Origin of the sequence: Clostridioides sp. ZZV15-6598 (assembly GCF_020657705.1) — a bacterium.
In the GTDB taxonomy this organism is placed as follows: domain Bacteria; phylum Bacillota; class Clostridia; order Peptostreptococcales; family Peptostreptococcaceae; genus Clostridioides; species Clostridioides difficile_F.
The window spans coordinates 1-12,243 of record NZ_JAGWCS010000004.1 but is presented as its reverse complement, the minus strand read 5'-3'; the positions used below and the strand labels follow the sequence as shown (position 1 = coordinate 12,243).

Sequence of the window (12,243 nt, the reverse complement as noted above, 5' to 3'; positions counted from 1 at the left end):
GCAATAAAAAACACAATAAATTAGCATAAGTTTGTCATAATATAATTATTTTTATAATATTTTATAGAAGGAAGTGTGTAGTTACTATTAATTTTCTTGGAATATAATTATATGAAGATTTAAATTTTTATAAATTGGCGTATATATTGGAAAAAATATTTTCCTGAATGTAGTTATATCATCTTACAAAAGGTGTAAATTGTAATTTAGAATTTTTGGTGTATAATAGGAATTGAAAATTTAAACTGATAAAAATTAATAAAAAATAATCATAAATTATATAATTTGGGGGAGGAAATGTATGATAAAATTAATAGCAACAGACTTAGATGGAACTTTGTTAGATGAAAAGAGCGAAATAAATCCAGAATTTTATAAAGTATTTAAAAAGTTAAGAGAGAGGGGGATAATGTTTTCTGCTGCAAGTGGCAGGCAGTATCAAAATCTTATAAAAAAATTTGAAGATATAAAAGATGATATGATGTTTATCTCAGAAAATGGAACATTAGTAGTATATAAAGGAAAAGAAATATTATCAAATCCTTTGGATAAAGAGTTAGTAAATGAAATTATAGAGACAACAAGAAGTATAAAAGGGAAAAAAATTGTAATGAGTGGTAAAAAATATGCTTATATAGAGAGCAAAGATGAATCTTTTATAGAAGAGGTTAATACTTACTATGCAAAGTTTAAAATTGTAGATGACTTGACTAAAGTAGAAGGTGATATATTAAAGATAGCCATATTTGACTTCAAAGGTGCAGAACATAACAATAGTATCTACTTTGATAAGTTTTCTGATAGAGCTCAAGTATGTATTTCTGGGGTAGAGTGGCTTGATTTAACTGCAAAAGGAGCAAATAAAGGAAGTGCCATAAAAAAAGTACAAAGAATGTTAGATATAAAATATGAAGAAACTATGGTATTTGGTGACCAATTGAATGATGTGGAAATGATGAAGAGTGCTTATCATAGCTATGCCATGGAGAATGCAAATGAGTATTTGAAAGAAATTGCTAGATTTAGAGCAAAAAGAAATACTGAAAATGGTGTTGTAGATAAGATAAAAGAAGTCATAAAAATTGGATAGCCATCTATGATGGGGGTCTAAATGAAAAAGATTATTTTGGCTGGTATAAATGATAAGTTAAAGGAAGCATATAAATTACAGCTTGAAGAAGTATTGGGAGAAATTGCAGAAATAGAAACTTATGATATAGAAGACTCAAACTTGTCAAATTGTGATGTTATAGTAGCTATGAACTATTTAGATGAACATGTAATAGATACATGGGTAAAGAAAAGTAGAGAAAAATTAGTTTTAGTAAAGACAATGTACACAAAAAAGTCCATAGAAAAGTTGAAACAAATTCCAAAGGGAAAAAGGGTACTTATTATAACACCTGAATGGATATATGCTATAGAATGTATAACTATATTGAAAAAATTAGGAATAAATCATGTTGAATTTATACCATACCATAAAGAGTTATTTGGAGTACATATAGAAAATGTGGATACTGCTATTTATCTGGGTGAAAACTTTTATACTCCAGATTTTATTACAAACTTTATTGATATTGGTTGGAGAGAAATAGTATATAATGCTTATTTAGAAATATTGAAAAAACTAGAAATAGACCAAAGAGAAGTAGCATCTAAGTTAGAAGTAGTAAAAGATAATGTATATAGTGAAGATGACATTGATATTAAAGCCATTATGAAAGATTTGATGTATAAGAATAGAGTACATCATTTAATTAATTCAATACCAATAGGGATGATAATTTTAAATCAAGATAAAACTATAGAACTATATAATGACTATGCAAGAAGATTACTTAATATAAAAGAAAGTAATTTAGGTAAAGATTTAAGCGAAAGTAAATCATTACTAAACATATACAACTTATTTAAATATACAAATCTCAAGAAAAATATATATTATTCAGATAAAACTTTAAATAAAGAATTTATAGTAAGTAAAAACAATATAGATTTTATGGGTAAGAATTATCAAGAGTCTATATTTATAGATGAAGTATTTGATGCATATAAAGGTAATACTGGAAAGATAAATAAATCTTATTTAGCCAAGTATACATTCAATGATATAGTAGGAAACTCTCAAAAGAATAAAGAAGTTATAGAATATGCTAAAAAATACTCTAAAACAGATTCAACAGTTTTAATATTGGGTCAAACTGGAACAGGAAAAGAGTTATACGCTCATTCTATTCATAATTATTCAAATAAAAGTAATAGACCTTTTATTTCAATAAATTGCGCAGCGATACCAGATGAGTTGCTTGAGAGTGAATTGTTTGGGTATGAAAGTGGAAGTTTTACAGGTGCTAGGTCTCAAGGTAAAAAAGGTCTATTTGAAATAGCTAATGGTGGAACTATATTTTTAGATGAAATAGGAGATACAAGTCAGCTATTTCAAGTAAAACTTTTAAGAGTATTACAAGAGAAGGAAATAGTTAAGATTGGTGGGTATGAAAAAATTAGATTGGATATAAGGGTAATTGCCGCTACCAATAAGACTATAGATGAACTTAGAAATTCTAAGAACTTTAGAAAAGATTTGTTTTACAGGCTTAGCACCTGTATATTGAGTATACCTACACTTGAAGAACGTAAAGAAGATATATCAGTACTGTGTAATTATTTTCTAGAGAACATGGGATATCAATATAAAAAGCTAGATAGTAAATTGAAAAAGTTTTTGTATGAATATAAGTGGGATGGGAATGTACGAGAGTTAAAGAATTGCATTGAATATATTGGAAATTTTGGTGGCGAACTGCTCACTATAGATGATTTACCTATGATATACAAAGACTTTTATCAAAGTAAATATATCGAAGATAAAGAACTTACTTTGAATATATCTGAAAATAATCTAAATATGTCTAAAAATAATCTAAACAGATTAGATGAGGCTAATATGATAGATGATGCAAATTTTGAAGATACTAGCGAAGATACTAACATTGTACAAGAAGATACTAAAATATATTTTGAAAATTTAACTCATCAAGATAGTATTGTAGCCTGTGAGATTATGAGAATTTTGTATAAAGAAAAGTGTGGTAGAAGAAATATAGTAAAAAAATTAGAATCAAATAATATAAATTCAAGTGAGCATAATGTTAGAGTAATTATGAATTTTTTAGAGTTAGAAGGATACATAGGTAAAAGTATTGGGAGAAATGGGAGCCATCTTGAAGAAAAAGGCAAGAAATGGGTTAATGAAAACTTATAAATAGAAAATAAATGGGATATCAATTTAATGATATCCCATTTATTTTTTTGTTGTACATATAATTAAAATTTAGAATTATAGTGTTTACAATATCTACAAAGTTTATTGAAATAAAATTCATGTACTTGGCATAATCGTTGCTTATATAGTAAGTCACAAATAAAATTTAACTATGACAAGGAGATGTTATATATGAAAAATGATTTAATTAATTGTATTGATAAGAATAAAAAAGATCTAGTAGATATGGCAAGAGAAATCTGGGAAAAGCCAGAGACTTCATATGAAGAGTATTTTGCAAGCGGTGTACAAAAGAAATATCTAGAAGAAAATGGATTTAAAGTGAATACTGTTCAAGGAATTGACACTGCATTTGTAGCAGAGTTCGGAGAAGGTAGTCCTGTAATAGGAATACTAGGAGAGTATGATGCTTTACCAGGACTATCTCAGAAAGTATCTTTAACTAAAGAAGCTATATATGAATCTGCTCCAGGTCATGGATGTGGACACAACTTACTAGGAGTAGGGGGAGTAGGAGCAGCAGTAGCATTAAAAGAAGTTATGGAAAATAATAATATCAAAGGTACAATAAAATATTTTGGATGTCCAGCAGAAGAAAAAGGTGTAGGCAAGTGCAATATGTATAAGAAAGGATGTTTTAGAGATATTGACTGTGCATTTAGTTGGCATCCATTTGATGTAAATAGCCCTTGGAGACCAACTAGTTTGTCAAACTTCTCAATGAAATTTAGATTTAAAGGAATAACTTCTCATGCAGCTCAATCTCCACACACTGGTAGAAGCGCTCTTGATGCTGTTGAACTTATGAATGTAGGTGCTAATTATCTAAGAGAACATATACTGGACTCTATACGTATGCACTATGTCATAACTAATGGGGGAGAAAGACCAAATATAGTTCCTGGTTTTGCGGAAAGTTGGTATTTTTTAAGGGGTAAAAAGGCATCAGATGTAAAGAGTACACTTGATAGATTAGTCAAAGTAGCAAAAGGAGCAGCTATGATGACAGAAACAGATATGGAGTATGAAGTTATAGATGCGTTGTACGATTATTTGCCTAATCAAAGTTTGACAGATATTGTATCTGAGAATATGAGATTAGTAGGTGCTCCCGATTTCAAAACAGAAGACCTAGATTTTGCTCATAAATTGGCAGATACAATTACAAAAGAAGAAAGACGAAATGTAGCAATCTCATTTCAAGGAAATCCTAATATAATAGAAAAGTATTTACATGATGATATTGTCGATTCAGAAGATTATAAATACAAAAATGTGTCTGGTTCAACCGATGTAGGAGATATAAGTTATATGGTTCCAACTGCACAATTTGCTATGGCAGCATGGCCTATTGGTACAGCAGCTCATACCTGGCAGGCTTGTTCAGCATCTGGTTCTAATATAGGCTTTGAGGCGATGTTGAGTGCTGCAAAGGTTATTGCTTGTTCTGTATATGATATTCTTATTGACGAAGAAAAACTTGAAAAATCAAAAGAAGAGTTTACAAAATCTTTAGATGGGTTCAATTACAAACCATTAGTATAATCTTTATTTTAAGAAGAAAATTATGATTTAAAGAATAAATTGATTTTAAATTTATTAAAATTGGAGGGAAAAAGATGGAATCAAGTAACATATCTAAATCAGGAAAAGGATTTTTTAAAGGGTGGTTAGTTGTATTTGCTGGCTTAATATTAATGATATCTGTTTATGGAATAGTAAACAATTGTGCAAGTTTATTTATAAAACCTGTAACAGAAGACCTAGGTTTTTCTAGGTCTGAGTTTTCTCTTTATTATACAGTAATTGCTTTGTCTACTATGGTAATAGCACTTTTTATGGGGAAATTAGCAAAAAAATTTAAAATAAAAAATATAATGCTTGTAGGATGTGTATTAGCAGGAATTGGTTATATAGGATATTCATATGCAAATAGTATATATGTTTTTTATTTGATGAGTGTATTTTCAGGATTGGGGCTAGGTATGACAACTCTAACTCCTCTATCAATAATAATAAGTAATTGGTTTGTAGAAAAAAGAGGTCTAGCACTAGGTCTAACTTTTATGGGAAGTGGAGTAGGAGGTATGATATTCAATCCTGTGGCTAATTATATAATCTTAAATTATGGTTGGAGACAATCATATCTAGTATTAGGGATAATAATATTAGTAACTACTATACCGATAGTTTTGATATTTATGTCTGAAAAACCAAGTGATAAAGGTTTGTTGCCATATGGATATGAGAATTCTTCTAAAAGTGTTTTAGATACTTCTGCAAAAGGAGTTATGCTTGGAGAAGCTATAAAAACTAAAATATTTTGGATTATGGTTGTAGGGTTAATTCTGATTACAATAATAGCTATGGGAGTACAAATGCATATTGCATCCTATTTAACTGATATAGGGTATTCTCCAACTTTTGCAGCGAGTGTTATCTCTATAAACATGGGAGTAGTTATATTAGGTAAAATACTTCTGGGTTATATATTTGATAAAATTGGATGTGAGAAAGGTGTTATATTTGTTGGGTTGCAGGTATTTTTAGGGGTATTGGCTCTATTATTTGCTAGTAAGTATCCAGCTATAATAGTATTTATTATATGTTGGGGAATTGGAAACTGCATGGGAACTATTGTACCTGCTCTTATCACATCAGAGATATTTGGCAAGAAAGATTATTCAACAATAGTTGGTGTAGTAAATGCAGTGGTTTTATTGGGAGCAGCTTTAGGTTCAGCTGTTACAGGAAAACTATATGATATGTCTGGTGGATATACGTTAGCATGGATGACATATTTGGTATTGACTGTAATTATGGTCAGTTTGATATTAATAAGTTTAGTTTTAGGAAAAAAGAAAAATATAAAAGAGAGTTAAATGATACTAATTGAATAAACAAAAAATATCAATGTAATTTTTAATAAAATAAATTTATTTATATAAAAATTACATTGATATTTAATAAACATCAATAAAAGATATTTATTTTTTTATGATGCTCAATATTTTGTCCTCTATTTGAGATGCATTTTCAGCGGAAATCAAATAAACATATTTACCTGCTTTTTCAACGATAGTATTGTTTGCTATTTCAGAATTGCCTTTTTCTCCATGTCCTTCTCCAAAAGGTGCTTGAATCATGTCTCTTTTATAATTTTCTAGAGTTTTATAGATTTTATTTACATCATCAGTTTTTATGACAATGATATCTTCTAGATATAATTTTTCAGAAGAATTGATTACAAAACCTTGTGTAATGTCTTCTTCCACATCATTAAAATAATTAAATTCTTTTGCATCAAAAATTTTTGATTCTTTTATAAGCAAATCAGAAGATTTTAATGCTTTTTCAATTTTTGATGTGGAAACGTTTTTATAATCGCTACTTGAAGAACAACTAACCATTCCAAAGGATAAGATTATTGAAAAAAACAACATTAAAATTTTTTTCATGAGAAACCTCCAAGTTTTTTTAACTCTATCTTAATTTAGTTTACTACATAATTATATAAAAATAAATGTATTTAATGTTACAGTTTTGATTAATAATGTAAGAATTTGATAATAATACCTATTAAGAGGTGATTAGAAATGAGAGTACCAAAACATGTAGGAATTATCCCAGATGGAAACAGAAGGTGGGCAAGTCAAAATGGAATGACAAAGGATAGAGGATATGAGAGTGGAATAGATCCTGGACTAGAATCTTATAGATTATGTAGAGATTTAGGTTGTGAAGAAGTAACTTTTTATGGATTTACAACTGATAATACAAGACGTCCATCAGTGCAGACGAAAGCGTTTACAAAAGCATGTATTGATGCAGCAAATATACTAATAGAAGAAGGTGCAGCTTTACTAGTTGTTGGAAACACAAAATCTCCAATGTTCCCAAAAGAATTATTACCATATACAAATCGAATTCAAGCTAAAGATGGGCAGATAAGAGCAAATTTACTGGTAAATTATGGATGGTATTGGGATTTAAACAATATATCAGGAGTAGAAAACGTAAATAAGAATAACATACAGGATTACATACAGTCATTTGATGTGTCAAGGCTGGATTTGATAATTAGATGGGGTGGAAGACGTAGATTAAGCGGTTTTTTGCCTGTGCAATCAATTTATGCAGACTTTTATGTTATAGATAATTATTGGCCAGATTTCAAAGGTAATGATATAAAAGATGCCTTTAGCTGGTATGATACACAAGATGTTACTTTAGGCGGATAATTAAGAAATTTCAGTTTTTAGATTGTAGAGTATTTTAAATTATTGAAAAAAAAACTTCTTGGTGGTAAAATAACACTAATAATATGAAAAAATGTAAAAATCTATACCAAGAAGGGTGAAGAAATGTCGAAAAGCAATAATAACAATAATTCAAGAAACAAATCTAAAAATACCAACCATCTGAACAGAAAAAAAAGAAAAATAAATAAAAAAAAGTTAGTACTACTGATTTGCTTTACAGTGTTATTTTTATTTATTGCATTTAAGGCTACTCAAGGTGTAGTAGCTTTGGTCAAAGGGATGGATAAAAATAATAAAACAAATCAACAACAAAAAGTTGATTCAGAACAATTTGACCTTGGTGATGAAAACGAAAATAAAAACAAAAAATATACTGTATTTATAGACCCAGGTCATGGAGGAAATGATAAAGGAACTCAAAGTAAAACTAGTAACAGATATGAAAAAGACCTCACTTTACAAATTTCAAAGAAATTAGCAAATAAATTAGCTAAGCAAAAGGACATTCAAGTAGTTGTATCTAGAACTGATGATACATATGTATCATTAATGGATAGAGTAAACTTAGCAAAAAATAGCTCTGCGGATGTACTTGTCTCTATACACTTAAATGCAGAAAAAAATGGAAATACAGCAACAGGCATTGAAACATGGTATAGAAATAAAGCTACAGATGGATCAAAAGAACTTGCACAAACAGTTCAAAGTACAATAGCATCTTATGTTAAAGTAAGGGATAGAGGAATAATTGAAAATAATTTTGAAGTACTTAGAGAATCAAATATGCCAGCTATATTAATAGAGTGTGGTTTTTTAACAACGCCTTCAGAAGAGCAAAAAATAATAAATGAGAAATATCAAGAGCAACTTACAGAGGGAATTGTTCAAGGTATACTTTCATATTTGGATTCTAAGGGAAATAAGTAAATAATATAATTATTATAATTTAATTATTATATTAATGTAAAAATTAAATTGTAAATGTGAGAATTATATTAAAAGTATTGCTTTATACTAAAAAAAGTGTGACTTTATACTAAAAATACTATTTAGATTCAAAAACTATGAAATTACAGACTATTTCATGTATGTCTGATTTCATGGTTTTTTTTGTCTAAATTAATTGATATTTGTAAAATATAGAAAAATAAAATCGTAAGAATAGACTTATTTATATGTAATTTTAAGTTACATTGATTTACTAGCAATTGTGATTTATAATTAATATAGAAAAAGTTTGCTCGTAAAATAATTTAAAAATAATATAGGGGAATTTATATGAATAAAAAAAGTATAATGAAAATTTGTTGGTTAAATAAAATAGTTTTTATTATAATTGGAGTTTTGGGAATCGTTTTACTTACAAAACATATTGGAATAGATATTAAGAGTCAAATTTTACTTTTGTTAATATTGTTTGCTATAAGTATGTTTATTTCATATCTTAGAGTTAGGATATACGAAGATGAAATTAATTTAGATATCACAAATAATACAGATAAATTCATAACTATTACTAAGGATGAAAACTTTTTAGAACATATTCAAAGTTATATATTTTCTAATAAGAGAGAAGATTGCGTGTTAGTATGTTTCGATTTATGTAGACTTAAACTTATAAATGAGGTATATGGTTATAAGCTAGGGGATGAAGTATTAGACAATATCTCAAATAACTTAAAAAATTATTTTGGAAATGAAGCTATTTATGGAAAGTTAAAAAGCGATGTCTTTGTATTAATAATAAAACTTGAAGATAGAGATGAAAAGATTCCTAACTTGGCAAACCTTATTAAAAATAAAATTGTGACATTAAGCCAAATTGACAGTTTTAAAATGAATATAAACATTGAAGCCTCTATTGGTATTTATAAATTTAATAATGATGAAATTGACATAAAAAAAGCTATAGATAATGCTGATATGGCAAGAATTAAATCAAAAGGATTAAAGCATATAGAATATGTGGAATTTGATGTTGCTATGGAAAAAGAAATAAAATCACTTATGAAAATAGAACAAGATTTATTTTTAGCTATTAAAAACAAAGAGTTCATAATTCACTACCAGCCTAAATTTGATTCAAGTACAAATAAAATTATAGGTTCAGAAGCATTAATAAGATGGATTCATCCAACTTTAGGTATGGTTGCTCCAAATAATTTTATACCTATAGCTGAGAAAAGTGGTTTGATAAATAATATTGGTAGATGGGTGATTGAAGAAGTTTTTATTACTATTGATAAATGGATTTCAGAAGGGATAAATGTTTTACCAGTTTCAATAAATTTATCTAGAGTAGAACTTTATAAGAATGATTTAGTAGATTTTTTTAAGTTGATGTTTGATACATACAATGTTCCTAGAAAACTTGTAGAAATAGAAATAACAGAAACAACAGCTTTAAATGATGTAAAATTTATTAGTGAGAGACTTTATGAAATTAAATCTTTAGGTATGAATATATCATTGGATGACTTTGGCATAGGCAACTCAAATTTTATCAACCTTAAGGGGATACCAGTAGATGTTATAAAAATTGATAGGTCACTTATACTAGACATAGTGACTAACTCAAAAACAAAGGTTATGATAAAAGCCATTGTGAATCTTTCGCACGATTTAAATTTAACTGTTATATGTGAAGGTGTAGAGGATATGGAACAAGTTAAAGTTTTAAATAATATGGGGTGTAATTTTATACAAGGTTATGTATTTTCTAAACCAATAGATGAATGTAGTTACAAGGAACTTCTTACTGAAAGAAGTAATATAAGTTTAGAAGAGAGTCTTTTGAAAGAATATATGGCAGTTGAGGAGGTGGAATAATGATTTCAGAAGACGTAGATTATGCAATAAGAATTGTAAGAGCTATATTTAATAATGGAGAAAATAATCCAATAGATGTCAAAACAATATTAAAAAATGAAGATATACCAATATTAACATTATATAAACTACTTAGAAAACTTTGTGCAAATAATTTACTTACTTTTAATAAAGAAGATGGAAAGAAATACATGTTAAATGTATCATTGGATACAATAAGTTTGAGAACGATTGTAGAAATAATTGATGGGAAAATATATATAAATAAATGTACTAGGTATGTATCTAATTGTAGTAATTGTTTAAAAGGTTGCAAGGTAAATCAGGAATTACTAGAGATAGAAAAAGAAATCTATAAACTTTTATCAAGAAAATCTATAAGACAGATATTAGAATAATAAATTTTTAGCTTAGCTAATAGTTGGAGGTTTTCAGTTATGGATGATATATCTCAAGATAACTTTCTATTATCTAAAGAGTATGAGAATAGCTTAGATGTAGATACTAAAAAAGCAGGTGGAATATACTATACACCTAAAATCATTGTCGATTATATTGTTAAAAAAACCTTGAGAAATCACGATATAATTAAAAATCCATATCCGAGAATTCTTGACATATCTTGTGGATGTGGAAACTTTCTTTTAGAAGTATATGATATTTTATATGACTTATTTGAAAAAAATATTTATGAATTAAAAAATAAATACGATGAAAATTATTGGAAGATTGATAATATACACAATCATATATTAAACCATTGTATATATGGTGCTGATATTGATGAAAACGCTATAAATATACTAAAAGATAGCTTAAAAAACAAAAAGACAACAAATGATTTAAAAGATGAAGATATTAAAATTAACCTATTTTGTTGTGATAGTCTAAAGAAAAACTGGCGATATAAGTTTGATTACATAGTCGGTAATCCTCCATATATTGGACATAAAAAACTTGAAAAGAAATATAAAAAATTTCTTTTAGAAAAATACAGTGAAGTTTATAAAGATAAAGCTGACTTATATTTTTGTTTCTATAAAAAGATTATAGATATCTTAAAATGTGGAGGAACAGGAAGTGTTATAACTCCAAGATATTTCTTAGAAAGTTTGTCAGGAAAAGATTTGAGAGAGTATATTAAGTCAAATGTTAATATTATGGAAATAGTAGATTTTTTAGGTGCAAATATATTTAAAAACATAGGTGTTTCTAGTTGCATCCTTACTTTTAATAAAAAAAAATTAAATGATACGCCTATAGATATATTTAGAATAAAGAATGAAGATGTATCTATAAATAAATTTGAAACATTAGAAGAACTTTTAAACAGTAGTAAATTTGAATATTTTAATATAAATCAAAACTTGCTTTCTGATGAATGGATAATTGTAAATAAGGACAATGAATCTTTTTATAATAAAATACAAGAAAAATGTAAATATAGCCTAGAAGACATAGCTGTAAGCTTTCAGGGTATAATTACAGGATGTGATAAAGCATTTATTTTAAGTGAAGGGGATTCAAAATTAAATCTTGTAGATGAGAAGCTTTTAAAAGATTGGATAAAAAGCAAAAATATAAACAAGTATGTAGTAGAGAAAAGTGAATATAAACTAATATACTCAAATGATATAGATGATGAGGTTAAAAATAATAAAATACTTGATGAAATTATAGGTGTATATAAGACAAAATTAGAAAATAGAAGAGAATGTAAAAGCGGAATAAGAAAGTGGTATGAACTTCAATGGGGTAGAGAAAAGCTTTTTTTCGAAAGAAAAAAGATAATGTATCCATATAAATCTAAAGAAAATAGGTTTGCTATAGATTATGATAATAATTTTTCAAGTGCAGATGTAT

10 protein-coding genes are annotated in these 12,243 nt (G+C 27.4%); 9 read left to right on the top strand and 1 reads right to left on the bottom strand.

All coding sequences use genetic code 11. From position 1 onward, the window contains the following. Positions 1 to 301 precede the first annotated feature (301 nt). The 4 genes from KGF50_RS01260 (at position 302) to KGF50_RS01245 (ending at position 6,171) form a co-directional block, all read left to right on the top strand. On the top strand, positions 302 to 1,090 hold the full coding sequence (locus tag KGF50_RS01260; RefSeq protein WP_227846456.1) for an HAD family hydrolase: 789 nt from the start codon (positions 302 to 304) through the stop codon (positions 1,088 to 1,090). Between the two features lie 21 nt (positions 1,091 to 1,111). After that, entirely contained in the window at positions 1,112 to 3,268 is a 2,157-nt protein-coding gene (locus KGF50_RS01255; protein ID WP_227846455.1) for a sigma 54-interacting transcriptional regulator, read from the top strand. 192 nt (positions 3,269 to 3,460) lie between these two features. Beyond that, positions 3,461 to 4,834: a M20 family metallopeptidase gene (locus KGF50_RS01250; RefSeq protein ID WP_227846454.1), complete on the top strand. Its 1,374-nt coding sequence runs from the start codon at positions 3,461 to 3,463 to the stop codon at positions 4,832 to 4,834. A 74-nt stretch (positions 4,835 to 4,908) separates the two neighbouring features. Continuing rightward, the gene (locus tag KGF50_RS01245; protein ID WP_227846453.1) at positions 4,909 to 6,171 is read left to right on the top strand and encodes an MFS transporter; all 1,263 of its coding nucleotides are present in this window, start codon (positions 4,909 to 4,911) and stop codon (positions 6,169 to 6,171) included. 105 nt (positions 6,172 to 6,276) lie between these two features. Here KGF50_RS01245 and KGF50_RS01240 read toward each other — a convergent pair whose 3' ends face one another. Next, the gene (locus tag KGF50_RS01240; protein ID WP_227846452.1) at positions 6,277 to 6,747 is read right to left on the bottom strand and encodes a DUF4358 domain-containing protein; all 471 of its coding nucleotides are present in this window, start codon (positions 6,745 to 6,747) and stop codon (positions 6,277 to 6,279) included. A gap of 138 nt (positions 6,748 to 6,885) precedes the next feature. On the opposite strand from KGF50_RS01240, the gene uppS reads away from it, so the two are divergent. The 5 genes from uppS to KGF50_RS01215 all read left to right on the top strand — a co-directional run. Further along, complete coding sequence (gene uppS / locus KGF50_RS01235) at positions 6,886 to 7,530, top strand: polyprenyl diphosphate synthase (protein ID WP_227846451.1); 645 nt, start codon at positions 6,886 to 6,888, stop codon at positions 7,528 to 7,530. A 123-nt stretch (positions 7,531 to 7,653) separates the two neighbouring features. After that, positions 7,654 to 8,478, top strand: a complete 825-nt coding sequence (locus KGF50_RS01230) for an N-acetylmuramoyl-L-alanine amidase (protein WP_227846450.1) — start codon at positions 7,654 to 7,656, stop codon at positions 8,476 to 8,478. A gap of 351 nt (positions 8,479 to 8,829) precedes the next feature. Beyond that, positions 8,830 to 10,380, top strand: a complete 1,551-nt coding sequence (locus KGF50_RS01225; protein ID WP_227846449.1) for a GGDEF domain-containing phosphodiesterase — start codon at positions 8,830 to 8,832, stop codon at positions 10,378 to 10,380. Further along, complete coding sequence (locus KGF50_RS01220; protein WP_227434474.1) at positions 10,380 to 10,778, top strand: RrF2 family transcriptional regulator; 399 nt, start codon at positions 10,380 to 10,382, stop codon at positions 10,776 to 10,778. The genes KGF50_RS01225 and KGF50_RS01220 overlap by 1 nt, the downstream gene beginning before the upstream one ends. A 39-nt stretch (positions 10,779 to 10,817) precedes the next feature. After that, on the top strand, positions 10,818 to 12,243 hold a 1,426-nt coding region (locus tag KGF50_RS01215; RefSeq protein ID WP_227846448.1), incomplete at its 3' end, for an Eco57I restriction-modification methylase domain-containing protein.

Coding starts and splice junctions, on each gene's coding strand:
- KGF50_RS01250 (WP_227846454.1), top strand. CDS start 3,461: ATGAAAAATGATTTAATTAATTGTATTGATAAGAATAAAAAAGATCTA.
- uppS (WP_227846451.1), top strand. CDS start 6,886: ATGAGAGTACCAAAACATGTAGGAATTATCCCAGATGGAAACAGAAGG.
- KGF50_RS01260 (WP_227846456.1), top strand. CDS start 302: ATGATAAAATTAATAGCAACAGACTTAGATGGAACTTTGTTAGATGAA.
- KGF50_RS01240 (WP_227846452.1), bottom strand. CDS start 6,747: ATGAAAAAAATTTTAATGTTGTTTTTTTCAATAATCTTATCCTTTGGA.
- KGF50_RS01255 (WP_227846455.1), top strand. CDS start 1,112: ATGAAAAAGATTATTTTGGCTGGTATAAATGATAAGTTAAAGGAAGCA.
- KGF50_RS01220 (WP_227434474.1), top strand. CDS start 10,380: ATGATTTCAGAAGACGTAGATTATGCAATAAGAATTGTAAGAGCTATA.
- KGF50_RS01230 (WP_227846450.1), top strand. CDS start 7,654: ATGTCGAAAAGCAATAATAACAATAATTCAAGAAACAAATCTAAAAAT.
- KGF50_RS01225 (WP_227846449.1), top strand. CDS start 8,830: ATGAATAAAAAAAGTATAATGAAAATTTGTTGGTTAAATAAAATAGTT.
- KGF50_RS01245 (WP_227846453.1), top strand. CDS start 4,909: ATGGAATCAAGTAACATATCTAAATCAGGAAAAGGATTTTTTAAAGGG.